Here is a 25,378-nt window from a genome sequence, read left to right on the forward strand (position 1 = left end):
TCTTTGGATGGGAAATTAGGGACAATACTTACATTCGGCAAGGAGATAGCACTTAATAGCAAATTGCTATTCGACAGATATCGGCTGATATCACCATAAAACCATATTTTTTTCAGCAGTTTTGCAAAAGAGAGTGAATTCAATTTGATAATCCAGTATTCCTTTTCTTCCATATGCATAATACTTTATACTGGATTTATTAGTTTACATAATAAAATTATTTTACAAAAAAGAAGTCCAGCAATTAAGTGGACTTCTCTTTCTCTATTATTCACCTAGGTCTGCATTATGATAAACTCTCTGGACATCTTCCAGATCTTCAAGGGCGTCAATCAGCTTTTCAAATTGAGCCTGTGCATCAGCCTCAAGGGTGACTTCATTTTGCGGGAGCATTGTTAATTCAGCAACAGCAAACTCATTGATGCCTGCTGACTTGAATGCTTCCTGAACTGCATGAAACTGATCGGGTTCTGCATAAATGATTACCGTATCATCTTCTTCCAGAATATCACGTGCATCTACGTCTGCTTCCATCAGGATTTCCAGGACTTCTTCCTCCGGTTTGCCTTCAATGCCGATAACTGCGGTTGAGTCGAACATATAGGAAACGGATCCGCTCACGCCCATATTCCCGCCATTTTTTCCGAATGCAGCACGTACGTTAGAAGCTGTGCGATTTACGTTATTAGTCAATGCATCGACTATTATCATGGATCCGCTAGGCCCGAATCCTTCATAGCGAAGCTCATCATAGTTTTCTTCCGCTCCGCCTTTTGCTTTTTCAATTGCACGATCAATGATATTTCTTGGCACGTTATATGTTTTTGCACGTTCGAGCACAAATTTTAAAGCCTGGTTTGCTTCCGGATCAGGCTCCCCTTGCTTGGCAACCACATATATTTCAAGTGCAAACTTGGAATATACACGGCTCGTATTTGCGTCTTTTGATGCTTTCTTTTCTTTAATATTGTTCCATTTACGGCCCATATGTCCCACTCTCTTTCAACTTTGGATCTATGAAATTTATGATTAGTAATAGAGTCTTCTTTACTGGGAAGAACTCTCACCTGATTATTATACATTAAAACACCTGATTTTTTCGAGTATTGTTTCATAAGAAGAAGCATGGGACTTCCAGGGTAACGATAAATAAAAAAGAGACACAAATGTGCCTCTAATTAGCTTAATAGGATTTTTTCCAGTACCTTCTGCACCTGATACCCTTCTTTAAAGGAAACCAATAATGCGTGTTCTCCTCTTATTGCTTTGCAGAGTTCTGCAGGCAGACTGTTTTCCGGCTCATCAAGCCTTAAAATTTCTCCGCTGTTTTCGGACGTACTCTGTACAAGAACACTCCAGTTCTGCATATCCAACGTGCCCTTTTCACCAAAAACCTTAAAAGACAGATGTTCTTTTTGTCCAATTCCCGCTATACCGTTTAATAGAACAGGAATGCCGCCTGAAAGCTTCAATGATGTGGTAAAGCTGGTTTCACATAGATGTTCATTATCCGGATATTCCACAAAAGAACGGACATGGAGCAGCTCTCCGAAGGTGTCCAGAATCATATGAACAAAGTGAGGAGCTACTTCCCGGATAAAGCCTCCCTGTTCCCTGCTGGAAATCCAATCGTTCTGCTGCCATTCACGCGGCCATTGTGTAAATTGCAGGTGCAGTTCTACCTTCTTAATCTCACCCAGTTCACCATTCTGTATCTTTTCCCTAAACATTTTAAAGGCTGGGCTGTATGCCATTGGAAAATTCATGGTATGGATGATTCCTGCATTTTCAGCAGCTTCATACATTTCCTTCGCCTCTTCAATGGAATTGGCCAGGGGCTTTTCACAAAGAAGATGCTTGCCGCTCTTTATAATATCCATGCTAATTGAATGATGCCATTTTGGCGGAACACCTAAATAGATGAGTTTTATCGTTTCGTCCTTGAGCAGATCGAAATGATTGGTATGTATCGCTGCATCTGGCAGCTCAGCTTTAAATTTATCTAATCGATCGGCTTTTCGATCACAAAGCGCTGCAATCTCAAACTCCTCATGCTGCCGAAATTGACGCAGTATCCTTTCCCCTACGGCACCCATTCCTATTAATCCAACTTTAATCTTTTCCTTCAACATACTTCACCTGCTTGTTTAATTTCATAGTTCTCAATTGAATTATACAGTTTATTATAAAAATTCTAAAGTTGCAAATTCTCTAATAAGTTAATAAACAAAAATATACTGGCCAATAATTGGATAGAAAAACAATGAATGGGGACATTAAAAATAATTAAGCATTAGGAGGTGTCATCATTGAACCTTGATAAGGATATGCAATTTGAAATCAAAAGTACTTTCGCGCCGAATCTTAACCGTTCCCAAACACTTAGAATTTTAGAGGTGACTCAGAACAGCGTTGTCATCCAGATGGACAGGTCAAATGGACGCGGAGTTTTCCCGGCAGATAATTTTCATTATTGGATTAAAAGAGGTTCCCTTATTAAATTGAATGACCATCATAAAAGAACCTCATAGAACACTGGGCAGGAGCCAGTGTTCTTTATTTTTTGGATCCGTCTATTAAAGCTTTATGACACTACCCTTATCTTTCTGCTTCAATCAGGCAGATCGCTGCCTGCAGGATAACCAGTTATCATTTACCTGCAGCCAAATCTATCCATTATCCCTCCTGTATACATATTTAATATTATAATGCTGGATCCTGAACAGGTTTAAAGAAATGAAATTAAGTAAATAGCCTAAAAGAATGGATTAATAATATTGAGACAAGGAGTATTGATAGATGACTAAACGTAACATCCCGCATGACAAAAACCTTGATAACAGCCTCACATTATTACAGGAAGGGTATCTATTCATTAAAAACAGAACAGAAAAGTACCAATCTGATCTATTTGAAGCACGCCTGCTGGGCGAAAAAGTTCTTTGTATAAGCGGAGAAGAAGCTGCAAAGGTATTTTATGATGACAGTCTATTCCAGCGAAAAGGTGCTGCGCCCAAAAGGATACAGAAGTCACTTTTTGGGGAAAATGCTATTCAGTCGATGGATGGTGAAGCACATATTCACAGAAAGCTTCTGTTCATGTCACTAATGACACCTCCACATCAAAAAAGGCTCACCAAGCTTGCCATACAGGAGTGGGAAGCATTAATCCCAAAATGGGAAGGAGCCAAGCATGTCGTTCTTTTTGATGAGGCGAAAAAGCTATTAACCCGCATTGCATGCAAGTGGGCAGGAGTCCCCCTTAAGGAATCGGAATTAGAGGAGCGTGCTGAAGATTTTTATGCGATGGTTGATGCTTTTGGTGCTGCAGGGCCTCGTCACTGGAAAGGCCGGAGAGCTCGATCCCGTACGGAAGAATGGGTAAAATCGATTATGGAAGGTGTACGCAATGGTACATACAGTGCAGAAAAAGGTTCCGCCCTGTATGAAATGGCTTTTCACAAAGAACTTAACGGCAGACAGCTTGATGTTCAGATGGCTTCGGTTGAATTAATTAATGTGCTGCGTCCAATTGTGGCCATTGCAACCTTTATCGTCTTCGCTGCCGTTGCTGTACATGAATATCCGGAAGTGAAACAGCAGCTGCAATCCGGGCCTCCGGAATATCTTGAGATGTTTGCTCAGGAAGTAAGACGCTATTATCCGTTTGGTCCTTTCCTTGGTGCAAGGGCCAGAAAGAATTTCACATGGAAAGAAGCTGAGATCACAGAAGGAATGCTTGTGCTGCTTGATATGTATGGTACAAACCATGATGAGCGGCTTTGGTTGTCACCGAATGAATTCAGGCCAGAAAGATTTAAAGATTGGGATGGAAGCCTTTTCGATTTTATTCCCCAGGGCGGTGGCGATCCTGCCAAAGGACACCGCTGTCCAGGTGAGGGCATTACGGTTGAGATTATAAAAACGAGTATAAATTTTCTGGTGAATTTTTTAGACTACAATGTTCCAGTTCAAAATTTAAACTTCAGCCTGTCCCGAATGCCTTCATTGCCAGAAAGCGGATTTGTCATGGATAATATTAGAAAGAAGTAAAAATAGGGGCATCCTGCTTATTAAAATGACAGGATGCCCTTAATATGGTTATTTCGCTATTAAGCAGTTGAACTTTAATATAAGTGGATGCAGGTTAATAATTGCTTAAAGTTAATCAGCGTTCACAGGCATAATTGTCCTTGTCTCTATCATGTTTTGAGTCATAGGCAGGATGTGTAGAAGGCACACCACTTGGATATACCTTCCTTAACTCGGTACAGTTTTGGTAGGACTCAGTGCTGCTGCCTGAACTGCTGGCTGTCCCACTGCTGTCATTCGACCCGCTTCCGCTGGCATTCCCCGAACTTGACGAAGAACTGCTGGCTGCTGCAGAATCCAGGTCCCCTTTAGTTGTTCCCTCATCCCCAAGAGCCCATAACCCTTTATTGGCTTCCCTTGCTTCCCTTCCAAATTCTCTGAAGTATTCACTGTATTTTACATCAGGATTATAGGTGGATGGCTCGGCATAACCATTCAGAACCAAGTGTGCATTGAACATTTTTTCACGTATTTCATTTTCGTCCATATCGTCAGTGGGGATGTCCACCCAAACAATTCTAAGCAGGCGGCCATACCGGTCTGTGTCAGTGACATCCTTTTGCATCCAGATTTTCTTGCCAGACAGCTCAGATGTGGTAAATTGGCTTGCTTCTTTTCCGTATTCTTCCACTCTCGTTGTTGATTCGGGAGTGTTCACTCCAATCAGGCGGACTTTCCTCCCGTCTGATGTTTCAATTGTATCACCGTCTACTACTCTGCCAACGGTAACTAGTTCCAGGCCCAAGCTCTCTGCAGCCTGATTTTGATCCTGTTCCTGTTTTTGCTTTTCAGCCTCTTCTTGTTTCTGTTTTTCTACCTGTTCTGCTTCCAGCCGGGCTTGCTCCTCTGCCTGCTTTTTGGCTTTCTCTTCTTTAGCCTTCTCTTCAGCAAGCTTTTCTTCTTCAGCCTTACCTGCTTCACCCTGATCTGTTACTATTTGTTTTTTCTCAGGCTCATTTACAGTTTCTGTTGCATCTGAATCTGCAGTTGCTAAAAAAATGGATAACACAAAACCTGCAGCCATAATCCAGCCAGATCTTTTGAAATTTATCTTATATTTTCGGTACTGATTATTTAAATATAATCCAATAAGAAAGACAGCTAACCCAATAAATGCGGCAGGAGCTGCAATTCCCAGTAACAGCATAAACACAATAGCAATAGTGATAATAGTCCATCTTATAACTTTCAAACTCTTTTTTCTCTCCCCTTTTTAAAGTTAACCTAAATTAGCATAAACTTTTTTCCACATAATTATAAACACCAATTCACTAAAGAATTGGTGTTATAACCCAATAAACTAATTTACTGTTTTTTCCCAAAAATCTCTTCCTGCAGTCTTCTTCCGGTTGGCGTGGCAGCCAGCCCTCCCTCAGCTGTTTCCCTGAGTGCTGAAGGCATGGATTGCCCGATAAGGAACATTGCGTTGATGACTTCATCACATGGAATTCTGCTTGTAATTCCGGCGAGGGCCATGTCTGCTGCTGTCATGGCGTTGGAAGCACCCATGGCATTTCGCTTTACACATGGAACTTCTACTAGTCCCGCAACTGGATCACAAACAAGGCCCAGCATGTTTTTAAGTGTTATTGCCATCGCTTCAGCCGCCTGTTTTGGTGTCCCGCCTGCCATTTCTACAATAGATGCTGCCGCCATGCCGCTTGCAGACCCTACCTCAGCCTGACATCCTCCTGCTGCACCGGAAATGGAGGCATTGTTTGCCACCACAAAGCCAAATGCTGCTGAAGTAAACAGAAATTCTATCATTTCCATTCGTGTTGGATTGAGAACTTCTTTTACAGCGAACAGTGTGCCTGGCACCACGCCAGCCGAACCTGCTGTAGGGGTGGCACAGATTATACCCATTGCAGCGTTCACTTCATTGGTTGCAACTGCTTTGCTGACAGCATCCAATAAAATATTTCCTGATAAAGCCTTTCCGCTCTGAATGTACTTTTGCAGAAGGACTGCATCACCGCCAGTCAGACCCGTAACAGACGTGACACCTTTCAGTCCTCTCTCGACAGCCTGTTCCATGACTGTCAAATTGCGGTCCATTTTGGCGATAATTTCATCACGAGTCAAACCAGTTACTTCTATCTCCTGCTGAATCATGATTTCAGCAATTTTTACACCTTTATTTTCAGCGAGCTCAACAAGCTCAGCAACATTTCTAAACAACATTAGACTTTCCCTCCTGATGACCAGCTAACTATTAGTCAACCATTCTGATAATTTGAGTGATATTCGGAAGCCCTTCAAGCTCTGTCATCACATCATGGCCGATCTTCTGATCCACTTCAATGACCATAATTGCCATTTTCCCTTTTTCCTTGCGTGAAACTTCCATATGTCCAATATTAATCTGGTGCTTTGATAAAATATTCGTAACAGCGGAAATAACTCCAAACTGATCGTTATGCACAACTAAAATGGCAGGATGTTCGCCAGATAACTTTAGTTCAAAAGAATTCAGTTCGGTTATTTCTATTGTCCCGCCGCCGATGGATATCCCCACAAGTTCAAGGTCACGATCTCCTTCGGTAAGCTTGACCCGTACAGTATTAGGATGGTCTGTAACGGTATCTTCAACTGTAAAAATGACTTCAATCCCTGCTTCTTCAGCTAATTGAAGAGCAGAAGGAATTCGCTCGTCAAAAGTATCAAAGTCGAGGATTCCGCCAACAATGGCAACATCCGTACCATGTCCTTTATAGGTTTTTGCAAAAGAACCGTATAAAGAAATCTCGGCTTTGGACGGCTGTTTTCCGAAAAGAGTCCGGGCAACACGCCCAATGCGTGCAGCTCCGGCTGTATGTGAACTTGAAGGTCCGATCATAACCGGTCCAATAATATCAAACGCGGATCTGTATTTCATTTTTTATGCCCCTTTACTTTTAAGGTCTTTTAATTCATATAGCTGCAATGAAAATTACAGCAAGCAGGCTTTTCCTCAAAATTCTTTATTTATGCTCCACAGCTTCCGGCTGCAGCTCATTAATCGTTCTGATTTTCTGCAGGTAATTATAGATGGTGAATTTGGAAACCCCAAGCACAGATGCAACATAATCAGTTGCCCCTTTAATGAGGAATGTCCCTTTATCTTCAAGCTGGCGGACACATTCAACTTTTTCTTCGAGCGTCATCAATGAAGGTGCCTTCCTAAAGCCTTGAAGTACTTGATCCACCATCTCGTGAATAACATCCTGGACGGAATTAAAAAAGGTCTCCGATTTAGAAGAATGTTCATCAAAGCTGATAAACTCTTCAATCTCTCCTCCAAATTGCATGAGCAGACTAATATCATAATTAAGGCACAATGCACCAATTACTTTATTTTCATCATCACGCAAAAAAATCGTGGATGATTTCATGACATTCCCTTTTTTGGATTGCGTTTTATAATTGGCTATATCATTAACTTCGTTTTTATGTTTGGCTAATTCATTCAATACAAGATCTGTAATGGGTGAGCCGATTTTCCTGTCCGTTATATCTCCTGCTATATGAATAAGCGATTTTTTTAAGTCGCTGAAATCGTGCACGGCCACTTCACAGCGGGAACCAAACATTCGAACCAGCATATCTGCGGTTCGGATCGCCAAGTCAAAAACAGGTCTATGGCATTCCTTCAACTTTGTCACTCCCTTTTGTGAAATCGCTTTCATTATTATACTACTCTATATTTCTTTATAATTTCATATTAACATAAAAACATACATTGTTAAAATAAAATTTTAATAGCTACAAAAAAATTGTAAGACACATAAAAAATTGCCGCAACAATAAATCAGATGCGGCAATTCTATATTATACATTTTTTAATACAAGATAAAGCCTGTTGACTCGCTCAGTTCGTTCCTCCTCGGAAGCAAGATCAAATTTTTTCAGTAAATGGAATACCTCATTTAAAATATCCTGTGTATGTTCCTCCTGAAAAAAAGATTGAAACAAAGAACTCATATCGTCCGGCAGAAATTCTTTCTGCTGTTCAAACTTATTTTGTACATCTTCCGGTGTGTGATCCAGTTTACATTCACTCATAAAAAAACCTCCAGTATGACTGTTACTTACTTTTTTCATTATGATAAATCATTATTCTATTTTACCTTCTACAGTCCTATTAAAACATATACCTCTTCTGCATAGTTTCTTCAAACATTTCGACTATAATAGAATTAATTGATTTGAAATGAGTGAGTTCTTTGAATAAACTTTCCATGAAGCTGGGCCTGTTGTTCTTTCTGATCCTTTTTGGGCTTGAAACAATTATGTTCTTCTTTTTACATAGTACCCTTGTTGAATCACGTGTGGAGGAAGAGCTGATAGCTCTGCAGACACGCGGCAATTCACACCGTGCTATACTCGAAAAGCATTTTGATGAAAATACGATTTCCCATGTGGCTCTGATGGAATCTGAAGCAAATACAGATGTAGTTATTACAAATACGAATAATGAGATCCTTGGTGCTTCTGTTGATAGCAGTTTGATCCAAAAGTACATAGAAAGGCCGCTAATATCTTCTATAAGGGAAGGCAAAACCATCGAGGACAATTGGAAAGAGGAAGATTATATCTCAACAGTCAGCCCGATCGATCAGAATGGAGTGCTGACTGGCCATGTATATATGTTTCAGGATACAGCTTGGATTCAGTCGTTAATTTCACGCTTAAATGAACAATTTTTAATCGCCGGTTTCATTGCCGTTATTTTTACCATTACTATCATCATCTTTTTATCAAAGGCACTGGCAAAACCGCTGATTAAAATGAAGGAAGCCACCTCACAAATTAGCAGCGGTGATTTTTCAGTTTCCCTTCCTAAAACCGGTGACGATGAACTTGGGGATTTAGCTCGGTCCATTCAGTTATTGGCGGATGACCTGAATTATCTCAGAGAAGAACGCAATGAATTTTTATCCAGTATATCGCACGAACTTCGCACTCCTCTTACTTATATAAAGGGGTATGCGGATATAGTTCAGAAGCGGAACCTGAGCCCGGAAGAAAGAAATCAGTATTTATCAATTATCCTGGAGGAAACCAACCGGCTTTCAGATATGGTTAAGAATCTTTTCGATTTGGCTAAAATTGATAAAAATACCTTTGATATAAAAAAAAGATCTATTGACCTGAAGGATTTTATGAAAAAAATTGAAACAAAATTCTCACCGGCATTCACCGAAAAAGGTATGCTGCTGTCTGTTATTTGCCGTGAATCAATCACTATTTCTGCGGATGCATCAAGGCTGGAACAGATCATATTTAATCTTCTGGATAACTCCATTAAGTATTCCACAGCTGGAGATAAAACAACAATTAATATAAACAGGACCAAAAAACATGTCATCATTAACATAAAGGATACCGGAAGAGGAATCTCTGAAGAGGAACTGCCCTTTATCTTTAACCGGTTTTTCCGAGTGGATAAATCACGTGCAAGAGCTCTTGGAGGGACTGGTCTCGGGCTTGCCATTGTTAAGGAACTTGTCCATGCCCATGGAGGGACTATATCGGTCTGCAGCAGAGAAGGTGACGGCACAGAATTCGAAATTGTTTTTAAGGGAGAAACGGAAAGTGAAAACAATACTTTTGGTTGACGATGAAACAAGAATGCTTGATCTAATTTCTTTATACTTAACACCCCTCGGCTACAATTGCATTAAATTGGCATCAGGCTCAGATGCCTTGCTTTACTTAGAAACCCATTCAGCAGATCTCGTCCTTTTGGATGTTATGATGCCTGAAATGGATGGATGGAAAGTATGCGAGGAGGTAAAAAAATATTGGGATATTCCCATCATTATGCTTACTGCGAAAAGCGAAAAGCCGGACATTGTAAAAGGATTGAACATCGGAGCAGATGATTATATTTTAAAGCCATTCGATGAAGAGGAGTTATCTGCAAGGATTGAAGCAGTTCTGAGAAGAAACAAAAAAGATGGAAAAACCAAAACCTTTAAAGGGCTGGAACTTAAAGAAGATTCTTTTGAACTTTGGTATAAAAATAAGGAAATCCTTTTGACTCCCAAAGAGTTTTCAATGTTAAGCCTGTTCCTCTCAAACCTGAACAGAGTTTTTTCACGTGAGCATTTAATAGGCTCTGTATGGGGTTATGGCGTTTCAATCGAAGACCGCACCATCGATTCGCATGTCAGAAATTTACGGGAAAAATTAAGAAAAGCCGGGTTTCCTGCAGATCAGTATCTGACGACTGTCTGGGGTTTAGGCTATAAATGGGCCGGAAAGGATTAATGGATGTTTTCTGATATCATAGGATGGCTTTCAGATGAACCGATATTGGCAGCTTTTTTTAGCATATCCATGAACATTGCTGCCGCGATAACGGGTTTCCTCCCAAGTGCCTTTATTACTGCGGGCACAGTTGCTGCTTTTGATCTGAAAATGGGGCTAATCCTATTAATCATCGGAGAAGCAGCTGGAGCAATTATAAGTTTTATTCTTTATCGTAAAGGAATCACTGCGCTTACCTCCTCTTTTCCTCAGCTTAAGAATAACAAATTATTTTCTAAGCTCCAAAATGCGGAAGGGCCGGCTGCCTATTTCATGGTTGTTTTGCTGAGGGTATTGCCGTTTGTCCCATCAGGTGCAGTCACACTGGCAGCAGCATACAGCAGGATGAGGCTTCTGCCCTTTGGCATTGCCAGCACCATCGGAAAAATACCTGCTTTGTTTATTGAAGCCTTTGCGGTTTCACATGCACTAAAATTAAAAATGGAGCTGCAAATAGCCATTTTCCTTTTTACTGCTTTTTCCTTTTTGGTTTACTATTTATTAAAAAAATATAAATTAAGTTAAGGAGCTTATCTTCGGCAGATAAGCTCCTTAACTTACAGTATTATTCAGATGGAGAAAGCTCGTTTTCTGTTACCCACATGTGGTTTTTTACTTCCTGACCGTCAGCTGTAGTAAAGTCAACTGTATAGACAGTTGTTTTCTGCACAGAATCGATTACAGCTGCTGCTCCGTCCATCCCCTCCATGTGACTTGCATTTATTTTTACCTCGGCGCCTTCTTTAAATGGCTCTTCTCCTGCATCAGCAATCTCTTCATGAATTACCCATTTATGATTTTCAACTTTTTTACCGCCAGTGGTTGGTGTATAAGAGACCGTATATACAGTAGTATCATATGCGCCTGTAATTGTTGCTTCGGCTCCCTCCATCCCTTCCATATGTCCTTCTGTTATAAAGGCCTGGCTTCCAACTTCATATTTTGGATTTTCAGCTTCCTTTATTCCTTCAGGAACTTCCCCGGAGCCGGAATGGTCCATGCTTGAATGGTCTCCTGAGTGGCCGCTGCTTTCATTATTCGTTGTGCTTTCTTCAGTGCTGGTGCCTTCCTGACCGGCATTCCCATCATTTCCGCCGCAGGCAGTTAATGTTATCGCTGCAGTTAGAGAAACCAGCCAAATCGCAAATTTTTTACTTGTCAGCATATCTATTCCTCCTTTTCTTCATGAAGTTAGTATGGCAATAAATTGTGCAGAAATTATGGAACAGGCATACAAAAGGCTAATTTAATTTCCCTTCAATAATGGAAAATATGTACAATTATTCATAACCGGGGATTGTAAATAAAAAGCATTGAAACAGACACCCTGCTGGATGTCTGTTTTGTCACTAAATTAAGAAGCCATTTTACGGCATTCCTCCGCACACTTAAAGCAGGCTTCAGCACAGCGCTTGCAATGGCCGTGATCATGTTTTTTGCACTCATTTCCGCATGCTTCACAAATTTCTGCGCATAGGATACAAATTTGCTTGGCAAATGGGCTGTTTGACTGCATCGTCTTAGCTGCAAAGGCACAGATATCAGCACACTCCCTATCCAGGCGGATACATTCCGCCATCATTTTAACATCCTCTTCTCCTAAGCATGCATCATAGCATACATTACAGGCTTTCATGCATTCTAAACAAGCCTGAATGCATTCTTCAAAGGATTGGCTATACATTCTATCATCCTTCCTTTTATCTCATTACAAAGATACTCTACCCGTGCCTTCTTTTAGTAAACTGCATATTTTCTGCATATATTGCAGGCTGCAAAAAAAGAGCAGAGAGTTATCTCTCTGCTCCTAAATCTTACTTCTGTATACCCGGCCCATTTCTTTCCTCTATAAATGGCACCTCTTTTTTTACATATGAGTAATCATTCCGGTTGACTGGAATAAATCCTTCCGGTTTATAAAAGCGCAGCAGGTCTTTGTAAACAATGTTGTCTGACATTTCAAGCTCTTTTTTCGCCTGATCGGAAAACGGCTTACAGGCATTAGCTTCAGCTATTTCGCCGGTTTCAGTAAAATAACAGGTCTCTTCAATCTGTGTATATTCAGGGGAAATGAAGTTGCCGTTTCGGAACGGGACTACTTCACGGTGCTTATCTGATAATAGATCTGATCCCATCTCCAGGTGATTTTTTGTATCAATGCCCAGCAGGTGAAGTAATGTCGGGCGCACATCCACCTGTCCGCCAACATTATGGACAATGCCGCCATCCACTCCTGGTACATGGATGAATACTGGCACTCTTTGAAGCTTGGCATATTCAAATGGTGTAATCTCTTTTCCGATTACTTCCGCCATAGCTTCATTGTGGTTTTCGGAAATTCCGTAGTGATCGCCATACAGAACAACGACTGTATGATCATACAGCCCGGACTCCTTTAAATCATCAAAGAACTGCTGGAGTGCCTGGTCCATATAATTCGCCGACTGAAAATAGTGGTTCACCACATCATTATCCGTTTCGCCAGAAGGGAAATCAGTATCCCACTCATCCATTTTAAAGGGGAAGTGATTAGAAAGAGTGATGAATTTTGTATAAAACGGCTGAGGAAGACTGGTCAGCATAGGCATGGATTCCTTGAAAAACGGCTTATCCTTCAACCCGTAGTTCTTAGTATTTTCATCGCTCATATTGTAATACTCAGCATCAAAAAACTTGTCATAGCCCATGGTTTTATACATTTCGTTACGGTTCCAAAATGTCTTGTAGTTTCCATGGAAAGCTGCTGAAGTATAGCCTTGAGACTTTAAAATAGCAGGTGTGCCATGGAAGGTATTTTGCGCTTTTGTTACATATACCGCTCCCTGTGACATTGGATATAGCGATGTATCCATGATAAACTCTGCGTCAGAAGTCTTTCCCTGCCCGGTTTGATTCACAATATTATCAAAATAAAATGTCTTGCCGCTGTGTGCAAGTGAGTTCAGGAATGGAGTAACTTCTTTTCCATTCAGCTTGTAGTCAATAATAAATGTCTGAAGAGATTCCATAGATACGTAAATAACGTTCATGCCCTTAGCTTTTCCGAAGTATTCAGGGTTCGGAGGTGCATACTTGGCTTTCACATAGTTCTCCACTTCAGTCACATCATTATTATCCGCAAGAGCCCTTTGACTGGCAGACTTCGCATTTTGCACAATATCATATACGGTGAAATTGTATGCTCCAAGGTATTTCACCAAATAATTGCGGTCGAAGGAACGTGTAAGCAAATCAGGCCGGTCATTCTCTGCAACCTCAAGATTGATGAAGAATACAATGATGCCTGCAGCGATTACAGCCAATGCGGGCTTTCGGCTCATTTTCTTTCCTGGTTTGTACCATTTCCTGACTGCCAGGAAAAGAAGCAGAAGCGTATCTGTAAAATAAAAAATATCCCAAGGAGACATTAAAGACAGAGCACTATCTCCCAGCTGCCCCCCATTAACTTTTGCCTGCATTAGTACGGGAACAGTAATAAAGTCGTTGAAGAATCTATAATAAACGACATTTGCATAAAGCAGGAAAGATAAAAATAAATTCAAGCCAATAAGCATGCCTGATTGCCATTTTCCTTTGAAAAACAAAGCAAATCCAAGGAATACCAATGTAGAACTTAATGGATTCAAAAACAGCAGAAATCGCTGTATGTCATTATTGATCCCTAAATTAAATTCGACGCGGTAGGCTATATATGTTTTTAGCCAAAAAAGGATAACAGTCAGAAAGAACACAGCAAGGCTGTTTTTCGCCAATTTCCTTGGCGATTTTAATAACTTTCCCATAAGTGTGGTTTCACCTCTTAAATTGTAAACATGCGAAAAACTTAGCAGCGGCTAAGTTTTTATACGTAAAAAATATGTAAAGCCAGCATTAATAAATGATGAAGGAATGTAAAATAATATAGCACAGTTTGAGATGAATGAAAACTGATATCATCTTAATATCTTTCGCCTTTTTCCTGCAAAATCCAACAACTTTTCATAATAATTTTCTGTTAACCCATGCAATCTGATGATAAAATGAATTTTCCCTTCATAATTTCTGTGCTGCAGGAGTATTGATCTTAAAAAGGGCAAGCTAAAAATTAAACATAGATGATTGGAGAGTCTTCATGAAAGAACGTTTCTTATTTTTTATTATTGGGATGCTTATCCTGACAATGGGTGTAGCCCTAATTATCAGGTCAAACCTTGGAGCTTCTGCATGGGATGCCCTGGCTGTTGGTGAATCTCAAATGTTTCACTTAACAGTTGGCACCTTTGTTTTTATAAATGGAGTCATTCTCATTTTTATAAACGCTTTTTTAATGAAAAAAAAGCCTGAAGTCCTTGCAGCCATTTCCATTTTGATTATTGGCGCACTAATTGACTTTTGGCTTCTCGTTATTTTTGGTGACCTTACCCCGCAAACATTGGCAGGTCAATCATTCATTTTGCTTTTTGGGATCCTTTCGATGGGTATGGGAGTGGCCATCTATCTGCAGGCCAAATTCCCCGCTAGTCCGATGGATACATTGATGGTGGCCATTCACACTAGATTTGGATTGAATTTAAGAAACTCAAGGATTATCAGCGAAAGCTTTGCCCTGCTCCTTGCATTCTTATTCAAAGGTGCAATCGGTGTAGGCACGATTGTGGTCACATTAACACTTGGTCTGGTTGTACAATTCTTTTACCCGGTTTTCGAAAGAACGCTTGAAAGAATGCAGGCGCCCAAAGGCCCGCTTATCACCAAATGATTACCCTCATCCTGCTCTTCCTGGGCAGGATGTTTTAACTTCTTAACAAAATAGAATCCTTCCATTCATCAGGCAGCAGGGTCTGATACTTTGCCTGTAAATACCTGTCATCCATTAAGACAATCATCCCTGTATCGTTTTCAGAACGAATAAGCCTGCCCCCTGCCTGAAGAACTTTGTTCATTCCAGGATAAGTATAGGCATAATCATAGCCGTTTTTCCCTTGCTGCTGGAAATAAGCTTTCATCATATCACGTTCAAACCCGATCTGGGGAAGACCCACACCAACCACAAATACACCATTCATTCTATCTCCCTGCAAATCAATTCCTTCTGAAAAAATCCCGCCCATGACGGCGAACCCCAACAGAGTACCAGAAGCATTTGGCTGAAATGCATCCAGAAACTCCTCCCTTTCTCTTTCATCCATTCCTGTCTTTTGAATAATTGCATGTACTGGCATTTCCTCATCGAGGAACCTTCCATAAACAATTTCCATATATTGATAGGATGGAAAGAAGATTAAGTAATTCCCCTTCTGTCCCTTTAGCATGCTCTTGATTGTTCTGACAATCGGTTCGATAGATCCTTCCCGGTCACGATATCTGGTGGAAAGCGGCTGTATGTAGACCTTAGCCTGATCTTTGGAGAAAGGGGAAGGAACGGATACAATGAAATCTTCCTCTTGAAAGCCAAGCATGTCCAGATAATAGTTAAGAGGCATTAAGGTAGCGGAAAAAAAGATAGCCGATTTATATCCTTTTCTGGCCTTGTGCAGAAGACTCGAAGGATCCAGGCAAAATAACTTGATGATCAGGTCATTCCTCTCCTTTTGAATATACGTTACAAACCTGTCATCATACAGTTTTCCTATTCTGATGAAATTCTGGGCAGCAAAGAATACTTCCAGCAATTCTTCTTCCGTATTGTTTCTGTTTTGCCCCAGGTAGTTTTCGGAGTATTGAACAAATTCTTCAAGAATCTCAAAAAGTTCTTCTGGGGGATTTTTTTCTGCGATTTCCTGATTTTCACCACATTTCTTTTTTAATGCAATAAAAATTCCATTAACCTGTTTTGCGCTTTTTTGAATCCCTTCATCCTTCCCCTTAAAGCTTCTGCTCAACTGAAGAAAGGCTGATTTCTCCAGGGAACTTGAATACATTTCCCTTCCGCGGTCCACCAGGTTATGAGCTTCATCGATCAATAGAGCCGTTTTCTTTTTCTCCTCTTCCAGTAATCGCTTAAGTGAGACCCTCGGATCGAAAATATAGTTATAATCACCAATAATGGCGTCAGCGGCATATGCGGCATCCAATGAAAATTCAAAAGGGCAGACTTTATGCTTCTTAGCATATTGTTCAATTGCCGTTCTGCTTATCATGTTCTCATTCTTCAGGAGGTCAAGTACGGCCTGGTTGATCCGGTCGTAATATCCATTGGCAAACTCACAGCTGTCTTTTTGGCAATTGGTTTCTTCCTTAAAGCAAATTTTGTCTTTAGCTGTGATTGTGACCGATTTAAGATTCAATCCATCATCCCCCATCATGGCTATGGCCCCTTCAGCAGCCTGACGGGTAATGGTTTTGGCTGTGGCATAAATGATCCTCTGAATATGGCCTTCCCCAATGGCTTTTAATGCTGGAAAAAGAGTGGAAATTGTTTTGCCGATGCCTGTAGGTGCGTTGGCAAATAAGTTTTTCCCCTCTGCAATGGTTTTGTATACTGCCCCGGCAAATCTTCTCTGGCCATTTCGGTAGGCAGGAAAAGGAAAAGCCAATTCTTGTATGCTCTTTGTTAATGCCTGTTGATGCTGAATCTTCCAGTCGGCGTATGGAAAATAGGATTCCAGAAGGTAAAGTATAAATTCTTCAAGTTCACGTAAAGAATAGCTTTGCTGAAATCTTTTCACTTCATCTGTTTTAGATTGTACATAGGTTAATTGAACTGTCATGTCTGGAAGATTATGATCTTTTGCATACATGAAAGCATAGCATTTAGCCTGAGCCCAATGGACTGGATAAGCAAATTCATCTATTTCAGATAGCGGGAGGGAAACAGACTTAATTTCATCGATAATGTGTTCTTCATTTCTGATGAAAAGCCCGTCACACCTGCCCTCAAGCTGAAAGTCTAGGTGATTGAAGGTTAAGACTGTGTGCAGATACACTTCTTTTTGGTCTTCTTCCCCATAAAGTTTTTGTATTCTTTGATGAATCCTTGTTCCTTCTGAAAGCGGCACTGCAGAACGGAAGCCTGTTTCAATGCTGCCGCTTTTATAAACATATTCAACTAACGATCTAACCGATATTTTTATCTTATTATCCATTGAAACGGCTCCTTAGTTTATTATTTCTCTATTATAGCACATACGTTCTATTGATAAGAAAGATTTGCATAATAAGGAAATGACCCTTTACAATTTAAGGAGATAAAAAATGGGAGGAGAGTGAGCGGATCTGTTCGTTGTTTGGGCAGGCCATAAAAATTGAAAAAAATTATTTTTTGGACAATTACCGGAGGATCTTTTATTTTATTGGGATTCCTCACCTATTTTGCTTCAATGGATCTGATATCAAATAAAGTAATGACAGAAGTTGCCGGCAGCATCACTAATGATGATCTGGAGATGCTTGCCGCTGATCCAAATGTAGAGGCCCTGCTCGGAAGCAGCCCGGAGGATTTAACAGCAGTAAATCTTGAAAAGACATCGTTGCCGATCAAGACAAAAGAAGAGGCTGTGAAGAAGATTTCAGAAAGCTTTTCGTTGAAGGAAATCCAGCAGAGTGTCTCAAAAGTAAAAGGCGGACTGACCGCTGAAGAGCAGAATGAATTATACAGCCTTTTAACAGAAAGGTTATCAGAGGAAGAATTAACTGCCCTGAAAATCATTGCTGTACAGGAAACAAATAAGAATCAATAGATAATTCTAAAGAACTGTTTTTTATCTTATTCGGAAGATTCGGGATATTAGACCAAGCAAGATTCCGCCCTTTTCATACCTTAGTATGGAAGGGAGGGATCTATAATGTATCAATTGGCATTATTATATCTTGCTTGTATGCTTGCAGGCTACGGATTGACAATGGTACCTGTTTCTGCAGTTATTACTTCAGGCATTGCCAGCTTTTTCACCATTGTCGGCAGTCTGGCTATGATCATCTTTGGTCTTGCCATTCTTTATCTTGGAGTGAAAGCTTTGTTAGGGAAATAGAGTGCACATTGGAAAACACCAGCCCTGAGCGGCTGGTGTTTTTCGCTTTATCTCCTTTTAACTAAAACCCGTCATTCGTTTGAAAGCAGCTGTGCTGTGGCAAGTTCGATCCCATTTTTATAAAACTTCTCAGCAATTACATGTCTTAACCGGCTTTCAAATTTCTGTTTGGCTTCAAAGTTTGCAACAGGGACTTCTATTAGAAAGTCCATGGCCTTATTGCGGAAATCCACAAAACGGATATCAGGTGCAGGTGCCGTTAAAACCCCTTCTGTTTTAGGCATTACAACCTCGACTGCTTCTCTAAGAAGCTTTTCAACTTTATCTGTATCAGTACCGTACGCTACGCTGATTAGGACCTGGGCAAGCATTTCTGAGCCTGTCCGGTTCTTGATGATTTGTTCGATGAAGTATTGGTTTGGGACGATGAGGGTTCCCTCTTTAGCAGTGCGGACGATAGTGGATCTGAGACGGATGCTTTCTATTTTACCGATCTTATTATTGATCTCGATTACTTCCCCAATTTCAATAGGCCGTTCGAAGAGGATGATGATGCCTGAAATAAAGTTACCGGCAATATTGCGCATGCCGAATCCTATACCAATGCCGAGAACACCCAGCATGGCAGCAGCCGCTGTTAAATCAAGCCCAACCGTTGTCAGGCTGATGGCGAGCGCTGCAATCATGACGGTATAATAGATCATTCTGTTGAATGAATAGCCGAGCCCCCGATCAACTCCATAGAATTCATAAACAGATGTTAATACATATTTGGTGAATACTTTTACGATCCGATTTGCAAGCGAGACTGTCAAAAACGCTACAATTATTAAATATAGCGTCACATCTACCTCCCCAGCTGTGAACAAGGTATAAAAAAGCCATTTCTCCCTCGAAAAATAAAACAAGAATAGAATGATAATTCCATAAAAAGCTGCCCAGTTCACGAGTGAAGAAATTCCCTGCATGATCCGGTCGTTTTGTGCTGACTTGCCCTTTCTCTTTTTCACGAGTAAGTTAACGGTCCATTTGGCAGCCAATATTACTCCTGCAAACAATAAAAACAGCATTGCTTCCTTAATGGTTACATTTTTTATAAACAGCATAATTAGACTCCCTTACCTGTTGCGTTTTTAATGTTTTACCTATTCCTCTTACATCGATTCTTAAACGGCTGTGTTTAACAATGTTTGAAAAAAGGAAAGGTGAATAGTAAATACATATCTTAAGGTTGGGGTATATGAATGTGGATCAATAAACCATTTTTTAAATATGCAGCAGGTACTATTTTCGTATTAATCATCATTTTCCTGCTTGGGAAGATTGATTACTTCCTATGGCCAATTCGGGCTTTAGTTGCCACTATTTTCTTTCCGGTAGTGATCTCCGGTATTCTTTACTATATATTGAGGCCCCTGGTAAGATTGGTTTCCAGGTCTTTACCCAAAACAGCCAGTATTATCGTCATTTTTGCCGTTGTGCTGGGTGCAGGGTATTTAGGATTTAACGCAATCGGCAATTTGATTGGCAACCAGGTTACTGAACTAAGCGAAAACCTGCCGGCAAAGATGGAGGATTTATCGGATGAAACGGAGAAAGTGGTTGAAAAAAACAATATGGGCATGTTTTCTTATGACCAAGTCAAAAACAAAGCCTTGAACTTTTTAGAAACCATCCTATCAGGCGCTGGCGAGAACGTGATGAAAGTCTTCTCCACCATTACAAGCATTGTGACTGTCATGGTTGTGGTGCCGTTTATCCTTTTCTACTTCCTTAAGGATGATCACAAGCTCCGCCCTTTTCTATTAAAATATCTTCCTGATAAACACGAGGAAGAAGGCAATAAAATTCTCGGAGATATTGATAAGACCTTATTTTCCTATGTTACTGGCCAGTTTATTGTGGCAGTCGTAGATGGTGTGTTAATGTATTTCGGATATAAGATTATAGGTTTGGAATATGCATTAACTTTAGCATTTTTTGCGATGTTCCTTACTGTCGTGCCCTTTCTTGGTCCGGTACTTGGCATCATACCCGCCATTTTCATCGGATTACTGCAAGGCCCCGGAATGGTATTAAAAATAATACTGGTATTGATCGCTGTTCAGCTGCTTGAAAGTAATCTCGTTTCCCCTCATGTGATGGGCAAAAGGCTTAATCTCCATCCCCTTACAGTTATTATTATCCTAATGGCTGCAGGATCAATTTATGGTTTTATCGGAATCCTCATTGCCATTCCGTTCTATTCTGTCGTTAAGGTACTTGTAAAAGACTTTAGAAGGTTTTACCGTTTAAGAACAAGGAAAAGCTTGCTTTCAGAAGAAATATAAAGTTACAAACTGCCGTTCTGGCAGTTTTTTTTATTTATAGGGCATGCTTATCCCAAGAAATAACAGTATAATAAGAATTGCGCGTGAATAATTTGAGAGGAGATTTTCTAATTGGCATACCCAAATACAAAAGAAACCATTAACTTGCTAAAAGAAATCGTTTCTATTCCAAGTCCATCCGGCAATACCAATGAAGTGATTACATATGTGGAAAAGTTTTTGAATGAGCTTAATATTGAAACAAAACGAAACCGCAAAGGAGGACTAATTGCTGCCCTTCCCGGTAAAGACCAAAATCGTCACCGGATGCTGACTGCCCATGTTGATACTCTGGGAGCGATTGTGAAAGAAATTAAGCCAAGCGGACGCCTGAAGATTGACCTGATCGGCGGATTCAAATATAACTCGATAGAAGGCGAATATTGTGAAATCGAGACATCATCAGGCAATAAATTCACCGGTACCATTCTGATGCATCAGACTTCAGTTCATGTATACAAAGATGCCGGGAAAGCTGAAAGAAACCAGGAGAACATGGAAGTCCGAATTGATGAAAAAGTACATAATGCTGAGGATGTCCGTGCACTGGGTATTGAAGTTGGGGACTTTGTTTCCTTTGATCCGCGTGTGCAGACGACACCGGCAGGATTCATTAAATCACGCCATCTTGACGACAAGGCAAGTGTCGCCATCCTTCTTCAGCTGATTAAACAGCTGAAGTCCGAGAACATTGAACTGCCGTACACAACCCATTTCCTTATCTCAAATAATGAAGAAATCGGCTATGGCGGCAATTCCAATATCACACCGGAGACAGTAGAATATCTGGCTGTGGATATGGGTGCTATGGGAGACGGGCAATCTACTGATGAGTATACCGTTTCCATCTGTGTGAAGGATGCAAGCGGCCCTTATCACTACGAACTAAGAAAGCGTCTGGTTCAGCTTGCAAAGGATAATGGAATTGGGTACAAGCTTGATATCTATCCTTTTTACGGATCTGATGCTTCGGCAGCCATACGTGCCGGACACGACATTGTCCACGGCTTAATCGGACCGGGGATTGATTCTTCCCATGCATTCGAGCGTACACATGAGGATTCAATTGAAAATACAGCTAAGCTGCTGTATCACTATGTACAGTCGGAAATGGTCCTATAACAAAAATAAGAAACTGCACATCTTGAGTGCAGTTTCTTTTATTATCATTCCGTTTCAGGCGGTCTCTTCCCTCTTTGCAGTTCCCAAATGGTAAGTCCAAAATCCATTTGGAGATGAGGATAGTCCTTAAATTGCGTCCAATCCCCGCCCCATTCAAAACCAAGCTCTTTTGCGATTTCGACGACCTCATCCCAATCTGCTTTACTGTTGCCGTTGCTGTCATAATTCATATCCCAGATAACCTGGCCGTCTACAGACATAAGGGCAAAGTCAATCGCCAGTCCGAAATTATGGTAGGACTCTCCCCCTTTTGCATGAGTAACAATACTCCCCTCAGCCGTGCGGCCTTTTTCATATAAAGCATCCTGTTCTTCTATGCTTCTGAAATCCTGGGTGATGACTACGTTAATGCCTTTGTCGGCAGCCTGGGAGATCAGCTGATCCTTTTTTTCAGCAACTGCAGGGTGAAGAGCAGTTGGGAGAGAAGTGTCCTCTAAATTAGGAGGGCCTATATAATATCTGCTATATTCATAAACTATTAAGCCAATGGCAGATAGTATGAGCAGAAAAACAACTAGTTTCAAAAGTGATTTTACTGGCAAGATTTTAAGTTCCTTTCTTAGCGGTATTCCCTATATGTATATTAAATCATAAAAAGCCTCGGATTTCCCGTATCCGAGGCTTATATGACGATCTACACAACACACCTGTTAAATTAGAAAGGATAATATTATCTTATAACTTCAAATTTCACTTGAAAAGCTTTATGGTCAATTATCTTAAAACACTTTACACTTGTCTTCCTATTTGCGAATGAAATAATAAAATAGGCTGCAGCAGGGTCATGAAAGTTCCTGATGTCATCTCTTGAAGGCAATGGGGCTGCGGAGGGATGTGAATGGTACATGCCTGTCATTGTTTGAGAGAGCTTTTTCATCCCAGATAGGGCAGCTGAGACCTGTTTCATATCCATTGCAAAAGAAGTCGGACTTTTTTCCGTGCTCCTAATTTTCCACATCATTTCGTTTCGGCCATGTTGACCGGAAAGAAGCCCGCATGCTTCATAAGGAAGATCTTCTCTGCAATGATTAATTATTTCATTCAAAACCGAACGATTTATATAAACAACATTTTTGTTGTAAAAGTCAAATTTTTGGTTAACGGCCGCAGCAGCTCCTGCGTCTGGGTTGAGTGGCACTCGCAGTTCCCGAAACATAGATTTTTTTCTTGCCATTGCTCGATGTTTGTTTTAATTCTTGATTTTTCCCTTTTAAAAGCCCTGATGCTTTCTTGGCTTTATTACCAGCTGGGAATTTTCTTGCTTTTTTAAAACTCTCATAAAATTTTTTCGGTGTTTCCACTTCAACCACTCCCGTTAGTTTTTTATTTTTAATATTTAAAAGGATTAAAAACGCTGCTCTGCGATCGAGCCTGAGGGTAGAATTTCTGGATTAAATCCAGTTTGTTCTGAGCTCGCTGCTGACTTGGATTCAATTGTCTTGGCTGATTATTCATATTCCTTGGCATTCCATTTACATTAGGGGTCCTGGACCTCCTAACGGAGCTTTGTTTTTGTTCAAATTGTCTCATTTCTGTTCTTTGGCTGCGTTGAGGAATTGCATTTTGCTGCTTCATCTTTTTCGATAATTTTTCCTTCTTCTGCATATTCTGCGGAGGTAATGAAGGTTGGTTATTCATATTTTCATATTCTTTTAACTGCTGGGATTTTGCATCCAGCTCTTCTTTCAAACGATCCAATTCTGATATCTTTTTTTCAAGACTAATATTTTTCTGCTTATATTCCTGAATCTCTTCTTTGAGCTGCTGGATTTCATATAGATACTCATCTTCACTGCCAGCTATGGCCTGCAGATTTTCCTTTAGGTCAACCATTTCCTGCAGATAAAGTTCCTCATTTTTTTCATACTGGTCAAATTGCTTACTAAGCTTCTCCAGAACTTCTTCATATGAACTAACCGTAGCTTTCAACTCATTGATGGTACTTTGTAATTCTGCTGTTTTTTCCAAATACTGAGTTTGTTTATCTCCATTAAGCCAATTCCAAGCCAACTCTAACCAACTCCCTCTCTTTATGTTATTCATGTCCATTTCATGATGAATAGGCATAATAATCTCTTTTATTGCCCAATTTTCATGGATTATCTGGTAATCGGTGCCCAACTTCTGTATCATCAAATAATCCTTTTTCTTTAACTCGGATAATTCGTTAATCTTTCTTTCGATCAGTTTAATGCTCTGCTTTTTATCTGCCCCTTTTTGAGTTACAGGGTATGAAGCCCCTGGTTCTAAGCTTCTTGCTTCATGCTTTAACTGGTGACGCACTTTTTTATTTCCGTTTCCATTTTTTCGCTGTAGTGCGTTCTTGTAAAACTGTGTTCTCTTTTCGTGAATAGCAGCCAAATGTTTATAATCGGATATTTCTTTTTTCATTTGTTTTTTTTGTAATACAAATTCTTTGATCATTAATTCTTTTTTCTTTTTATCTTTTCTCCATTTTCCCTCCTCGAGGCGAAGATGCTTTAAATAATGCCTGATTTCACCAATGATCATTTCTGTTTGGAGGAGAGCATCCTGCGGGTTATTAGATTTCTCCTTATGGACTGAAAAGCTGAGAGTCTTTTGATTTGTTATCTTATTAAAGGAAATCTTATTATCCTGGTCGTTTTGTAAACTTTTTCTGTTTGGCTGTATATCATGTTTGGAGGAAAAAAGTCTGCCTTGAAGATTTTTCATCTCACACGAGTATAGTTGCCAAGTGCCGTTCCTCACTAATACCATTTTGGCCCTTTTCAACATTTCACTCTCCTCCCTCTGCACAGATTCTTGATATATCTATATGTATTTATTTTTGTCACGTTACAAGCTTAAAGAACATTAAGTTATTACTACTGATGACAATGTTAATTCCGAGGTGTTAAGCATGGAAAAGATTTATCTTCTTGATGAGTTTTTAACTGTTCCCTATTTGAAGGAACTCGTGAAAAGCAATGGTTTGAAAATGGTAAATCCCCCGCCGCAAGAGCTTGAAGAGACCCTGAGATATTATAAACAGCGACTAAGAAGCTCATTAGACGAGCCATTTATCATGAATGATCACCAAAAAGCTAAAGTGAGAATCCCGCTAAACCAAGACGAGTACTATTGCATGGAATGGAACATGACGAAGCTGAAGTACCTTATAAACCGAGCACAAATAAAAAAAGTGGAAGTCACAGAAAAGATCATTGCTTCTTCTCTCCCGGCTCATTGCGAAGGTGATAAAGATGGTAATTGGACACTGCTATCCTTCCCTCCAATCACAAGCAAATATATCCTTGCCGAAGGAAATAAGGAAAACATAAGCACCGATCAAAAAATATGGGATGCCTATCTAATCCAGCCTCAAATACACCTCCAGGCAGTGACCCGTTCTATTTATAGGTATTTATTTGCTATCCATTTTAATTATTCCCTTATATGCAGTTATATCGCCGGGCAGCTTACCCTTAAGGAAGTGGAAGCGAGGGTTCTTCCAGTAATATAACAATAAAG

The 25,378-nt window shown here is 40.2% G+C and carries 27 protein-coding genes; 11 read left to right on the forward strand and 16 right to left on the reverse strand.

What is annotated here, in order from left to right:
• Nucleotides 1–267: 267 nt before the first annotated feature.
• Both MKY20_RS18700 and MKY20_RS18705 read right to left on the reverse strand, forming a co-directional pair.
• Nucleotides 268–987 carry a YebC/PmpR family DNA-binding transcriptional regulator gene (locus tag MKY20_RS18700; protein ID WP_251175224.1) on the reverse strand — a complete coding sequence of 240 codons (720 nt, stop codon included), beginning with the start codon at nucleotides 985–987 and terminating at the stop codon, nucleotides 268–270.
• Between the two features lie 191 nt (nucleotides 988–1,178).
• Nucleotides 1,179–2,132: a Gfo/Idh/MocA family protein gene (locus MKY20_RS18705; RefSeq protein ID WP_009334771.1), complete on the reverse strand. Its 954-nt coding sequence runs from the start codon at nucleotides 2,130–2,132 to the stop codon at nucleotides 1,179–1,181.
• Between the two features lie 168 nt (nucleotides 2,133–2,300).
• Between MKY20_RS18705 and MKY20_RS18710 the strand changes: the two genes are divergently transcribed.
• Both MKY20_RS18710 and MKY20_RS18715 read left to right on the forward strand, forming a co-directional pair.
• Nucleotides 2,301–2,531: a hypothetical protein gene (locus tag MKY20_RS18710; RefSeq protein ID WP_009334772.1), complete on the forward strand. Its 231-nt coding sequence runs from the start codon at nucleotides 2,301–2,303 to the stop codon at nucleotides 2,529–2,531.
• Nucleotides 2,532–2,799: 268 nt separating this feature from the next.
• Nucleotides 2,800–4,053 carry a cytochrome P450 gene (locus MKY20_RS18715; RefSeq protein ID WP_251175223.1) on the forward strand — a complete coding sequence of 418 codons (1,254 nt, stop codon included), beginning with the start codon at nucleotides 2,800–2,802 and terminating at the stop codon, nucleotides 4,051–4,053.
• Between the two features lie 115 nt (nucleotides 4,054–4,168).
• Here the strand turns inward: MKY20_RS18715 and MKY20_RS18720 are convergent, their stop codons facing one another.
• The 5 genes from MKY20_RS18720 to MKY20_RS18740 all read right to left on the reverse strand — a co-directional run bounded on the left by MKY20_RS18720 (nucleotide 4,169) and on the right by MKY20_RS18740 (nucleotide 8,136).
• Complete coding sequence (locus MKY20_RS18720) at nucleotides 4,169–5,284, reverse strand: thermonuclease family protein (protein WP_251175222.1); 1,116 nt, start codon at nucleotides 5,282–5,284, stop codon at nucleotides 4,169–4,171.
• A gap of 113 nt (nucleotides 5,285–5,397) precedes the next feature.
• On the reverse strand, nucleotides 5,398–6,273 hold the full coding sequence (sdaAA, locus tag MKY20_RS18725; protein ID WP_251175249.1) for an L-serine ammonia-lyase, iron-sulfur-dependent, subunit alpha: 876 nt from the start codon (nucleotides 6,271–6,273) through the stop codon (nucleotides 5,398–5,400).
• A 34-nt stretch (nucleotides 6,274–6,307) separates the two neighbouring features.
• The gene (gene sdaAB, locus MKY20_RS18730; protein WP_009334776.1) at nucleotides 6,308–6,970 is read right to left on the reverse strand and encodes an L-serine ammonia-lyase, iron-sulfur-dependent subunit beta; all 663 of its coding nucleotides are present in this window, start codon (nucleotides 6,968–6,970) and stop codon (nucleotides 6,308–6,310) included.
• Nucleotides 6,971–7,055: 85 nt separating this feature from the next.
• Nucleotides 7,056–7,760, reverse strand: coding sequence for a helix-turn-helix transcriptional regulator (locus MKY20_RS18735; RefSeq protein ID WP_009334777.1), 705 nt, complete (start codon nucleotides 7,758–7,760; stop codon nucleotides 7,056–7,058).
• Nucleotides 7,761–7,902: 142 nt separating this feature from the next.
• The gene (locus MKY20_RS18740; protein WP_009334778.1) at nucleotides 7,903–8,136 is read right to left on the reverse strand and encodes a hypothetical protein; all 234 of its coding nucleotides are present in this window, start codon (nucleotides 8,134–8,136) and stop codon (nucleotides 7,903–7,905) included.
• Between the two features lie 161 nt (nucleotides 8,137–8,297).
• Between MKY20_RS18740 and MKY20_RS18745 the strand changes: the two genes are divergently transcribed.
• From MKY20_RS18745 to MKY20_RS18755, 3 genes are read left to right on the forward strand one after another with little or no spacing between them, the layout of a single operon-like run.
• On the forward strand, nucleotides 8,298–9,692 hold the full coding sequence (locus MKY20_RS18745; RefSeq protein WP_019382957.1) for a sensor histidine kinase: 1,395 nt from the start codon (nucleotides 8,298–8,300) through the stop codon (nucleotides 9,690–9,692).
• Nucleotides 9,670–10,347 carry a response regulator transcription factor gene (locus tag MKY20_RS18750; protein ID WP_071157798.1) on the forward strand — a complete coding sequence of 226 codons (678 nt, stop codon included), beginning with the start codon at nucleotides 9,670–9,672 and terminating at the stop codon, nucleotides 10,345–10,347. Before MKY20_RS18745 ends, MKY20_RS18750 begins: the two co-directional genes overlap by 23 nt.
• A gap of 3 nt (nucleotides 10,348–10,350) precedes the next feature.
• On the forward strand, nucleotides 10,351–10,911 hold the full coding sequence (locus MKY20_RS18755; RefSeq protein ID WP_009334781.1) for a TVP38/TMEM64 family protein: 561 nt from the start codon (nucleotides 10,351–10,353) through the stop codon (nucleotides 10,909–10,911).
• A gap of 40 nt (nucleotides 10,912–10,951) precedes the next feature.
• Here MKY20_RS18755 and MKY20_RS18760 read toward each other — a convergent pair whose 3' ends face one another.
• The 3 genes from MKY20_RS18760 to MKY20_RS18770 all read right to left on the reverse strand — a co-directional run bounded on the left by MKY20_RS18760 (nucleotide 10,952) and on the right by MKY20_RS18770 (nucleotide 14,168).
• Nucleotides 10,952–11,551: a YdhK family protein gene (locus MKY20_RS18760; RefSeq protein ID WP_341002395.1), complete on the reverse strand. Its 600-nt coding sequence runs from the start codon at nucleotides 11,549–11,551 to the stop codon at nucleotides 10,952–10,954.
• 189 nt (nucleotides 11,552–11,740) lie between these two features.
• Nucleotides 11,741–12,070, reverse strand: coding sequence for a four-helix bundle copper-binding protein (locus tag MKY20_RS18765; RefSeq protein WP_009334783.1), 330 nt, complete (start codon nucleotides 12,068–12,070; stop codon nucleotides 11,741–11,743).
• A 130-nt stretch (nucleotides 12,071–12,200) separates the two neighbouring features.
• Nucleotides 12,201–14,168 (reverse strand): LTA synthase family protein, encoded by a 1,968-nt coding sequence (locus MKY20_RS18770; protein WP_019382952.1) that lies wholly within the window; start codon nucleotides 14,166–14,168, stop codon nucleotides 12,201–12,203.
• Nucleotides 14,169–14,497: 329 nt separating this feature from the next.
• On the opposite strand from MKY20_RS18770, the gene MKY20_RS18775 reads away from it, so the two are divergent.
• A complete protein-coding gene (locus tag MKY20_RS18775) occupies nucleotides 14,498–15,124 on the forward strand; it encodes a YczE/YyaS/YitT family protein (protein ID WP_009334785.1) in 627 nt (208 codons plus the stop codon).
• Between the two features lie 34 nt (nucleotides 15,125–15,158).
• On the opposite strand, the gene MKY20_RS18780 is transcribed toward MKY20_RS18775, so the two are convergent.
• Nucleotides 15,159–17,450, reverse strand: coding sequence for an ATP-dependent DNA helicase (locus MKY20_RS18780; protein WP_341002399.1), 2,292 nt, complete (start codon nucleotides 17,448–17,450; stop codon nucleotides 15,159–15,161).
• Between the two features lie 159 nt (nucleotides 17,451–17,609).
• Here MKY20_RS18780 and MKY20_RS18785 point away from each other — a divergent pair, with 159 nt between their 5' ends.
• Nucleotides 17,610–18,044: a hypothetical protein gene (locus MKY20_RS18785; RefSeq protein ID WP_009334787.1), complete on the forward strand. Its 435-nt coding sequence runs from the start codon at nucleotides 17,610–17,612 to the stop codon at nucleotides 18,042–18,044.
• Nucleotides 18,045–18,149: 105 nt separating this feature from the next.
• The gene (locus MKY20_RS18790; RefSeq protein ID WP_009334788.1) at nucleotides 18,150–18,335 is read left to right on the forward strand and encodes a hypothetical protein; all 186 of its coding nucleotides are present in this window, start codon (nucleotides 18,150–18,152) and stop codon (nucleotides 18,333–18,335) included.
• Nucleotides 18,336–18,406: 71 nt separating this feature from the next.
• On the opposite strand, the gene MKY20_RS18795 is transcribed toward MKY20_RS18790, so the two are convergent.
• Nucleotides 18,407–19,441, reverse strand: a complete 1,035-nt coding sequence (locus MKY20_RS18795) for a mechanosensitive ion channel family protein (RefSeq protein ID WP_192908548.1) — start codon at nucleotides 19,439–19,441, stop codon at nucleotides 18,407–18,409.
• Nucleotides 19,442–19,579: 138 nt separating this feature from the next.
• Between MKY20_RS18795 and MKY20_RS18800 the strand changes: the two genes are divergently transcribed.
• The gene (locus tag MKY20_RS18800) at nucleotides 19,580–20,665 is read left to right on the forward strand and encodes an AI-2E family transporter (protein ID WP_341002405.1); all 1,086 of its coding nucleotides are present in this window, start codon (nucleotides 19,580–19,582) and stop codon (nucleotides 20,663–20,665) included.
• Between the two features lie 111 nt (nucleotides 20,666–20,776).
• A complete protein-coding gene (locus tag MKY20_RS18805) occupies nucleotides 20,777–21,826 on the forward strand; it encodes a M42 family metallopeptidase (RefSeq protein WP_009334791.1) in 1,050 nt (349 codons plus the stop codon).
• Nucleotides 21,827–21,870: 44 nt separating this feature from the next.
• Here MKY20_RS18805 and MKY20_RS18810 read toward each other — a convergent pair whose 3' ends face one another.
• The 4 genes from MKY20_RS18810 to MKY20_RS18825 all read right to left on the reverse strand — a co-directional run bounded on the left by MKY20_RS18810 (nucleotide 21,871) and on the right by MKY20_RS18825 (nucleotide 24,643).
• The gene (locus MKY20_RS18810; protein WP_019382948.1) at nucleotides 21,871–22,428 is read right to left on the reverse strand and encodes a M15 family metallopeptidase; all 558 of its coding nucleotides are present in this window, start codon (nucleotides 22,426–22,428) and stop codon (nucleotides 21,871–21,873) included.
• A 128-nt stretch (nucleotides 22,429–22,556) separates the two neighbouring features.
• A complete protein-coding gene (locus MKY20_RS18815) occupies nucleotides 22,557–23,024 on the reverse strand; it encodes a Mov34/MPN/PAD-1 family protein (RefSeq protein WP_009334793.1) in 468 nt (155 codons plus the stop codon).
• A complete protein-coding gene (locus tag MKY20_RS18820; protein ID WP_009334794.1) occupies nucleotides 22,984–23,187 on the reverse strand; it encodes a hypothetical protein in 204 nt (67 codons plus the stop codon). Before MKY20_RS18820 ends, MKY20_RS18815 begins: the two co-directional genes overlap by 41 nt.
• 28 nt (nucleotides 23,188–23,215) lie before the next feature.
• Nucleotides 23,216–24,643, reverse strand: coding sequence for a hypothetical protein (locus MKY20_RS18825; RefSeq protein WP_019382946.1), 1,428 nt, complete (start codon nucleotides 24,641–24,643; stop codon nucleotides 23,216–23,218).
• A 124-nt stretch (nucleotides 24,644–24,767) separates the two neighbouring features.
• Between MKY20_RS18825 and MKY20_RS18830 the strand changes: the two genes are divergently transcribed.
• Nucleotides 24,768–25,370, forward strand: a complete 603-nt coding sequence (locus MKY20_RS18830; protein ID WP_009334796.1) for a hypothetical protein — start codon at nucleotides 24,768–24,770, stop codon at nucleotides 25,368–25,370.
• Nucleotides 25,371–25,378: the final 8 nt, after the last annotated feature.

The organism is Cytobacillus sp. FSL W8-0315, assembly GCF_038002905.1.
Taxonomy (GTDB): Bacteria; Bacillota; Bacilli; order Bacillales; family Cytobacillaceae; genus Cytobacillus; species Cytobacillus pseudoceanisediminis.

Coding starts and splice junctions, on each gene's coding strand:
- MKY20_RS18700 (WP_251175224.1), bottom strand. CDS start 987: ATGGGCCGTAAATGGAACAATATTAAAGAAAAGAAAGCATCAAAAGAC.
- MKY20_RS18705 (WP_009334771.1), bottom strand. CDS start 2,132: ATGTTGAAGGAAAAGATTAAAGTTGGATTAATAGGAATGGGTGCCGTA.
- MKY20_RS18715 (WP_251175223.1), top strand. CDS start 2,800: ATGACTAAACGTAACATCCCGCATGACAAAAACCTTGATAACAGCCTC.
- sdaAB (WP_009334776.1), bottom strand. CDS start 6,970: ATGAAATACAGATCCGCGTTTGATATTATTGGACCGGTTATGATCGGA.
- MKY20_RS18735 (WP_009334777.1), bottom strand. CDS start 7,760: ATGAAAGCGATTTCACAAAAGGGAGTGACAAAGTTGAAGGAATGCCAT.
- MKY20_RS18740 (WP_009334778.1), bottom strand. CDS start 8,136: ATGAGTGAATGTAAACTGGATCACACACCGGAAGATGTACAAAATAAG.
- MKY20_RS18755 (WP_009334781.1), top strand. CDS start 10,351: ATGTTTTCTGATATCATAGGATGGCTTTCAGATGAACCGATATTGGCA.
- MKY20_RS18760 (WP_341002395.1), bottom strand. CDS start 11,551: ATGCTGACAAGTAAAAAATTTGCGATTTGGCTGGTTTCTCTAACTGCA.
- MKY20_RS18765 (WP_009334783.1), bottom strand. CDS start 12,070: ATGTATAGCCAATCCTTTGAAGAATGCATTCAGGCTTGTTTAGAATGC.
- MKY20_RS18770 (WP_019382952.1), bottom strand. CDS start 14,168: ATGGGAAAGTTATTAAAATCGCCAAGGAAATTGGCGAAAAACAGCCTT.
- MKY20_RS18775 (WP_009334785.1), top strand. CDS start 14,498: ATGAAAGAACGTTTCTTATTTTTTATTATTGGGATGCTTATCCTGACA.
- MKY20_RS18780 (WP_341002399.1), bottom strand. CDS start 17,450: ATGGATAATAAGATAAAAATATCGGTTAGATCGTTAGTTGAATATGTT.
- MKY20_RS18790 (WP_009334788.1), top strand. CDS start 18,150: ATGTATCAATTGGCATTATTATATCTTGCTTGTATGCTTGCAGGCTAC.
- MKY20_RS18795 (WP_192908548.1), bottom strand. CDS start 19,441: ATGCTGTTTATAAAAAATGTAACCATTAAGGAAGCAATGCTGTTTTTA.
- MKY20_RS18800 (WP_341002405.1), top strand. CDS start 19,580: ATGTGGATCAATAAACCATTTTTTAAATATGCAGCAGGTACTATTTTC.
- MKY20_RS18825 (WP_019382946.1), bottom strand. CDS start 24,643: ATGTTGAAAAGGGCCAAAATGGTATTAGTGAGGAACGGCACTTGGCAA.
- MKY20_RS18830 (WP_009334796.1), top strand. CDS start 24,768: ATGGAAAAGATTTATCTTCTTGATGAGTTTTTAACTGTTCCCTATTTG.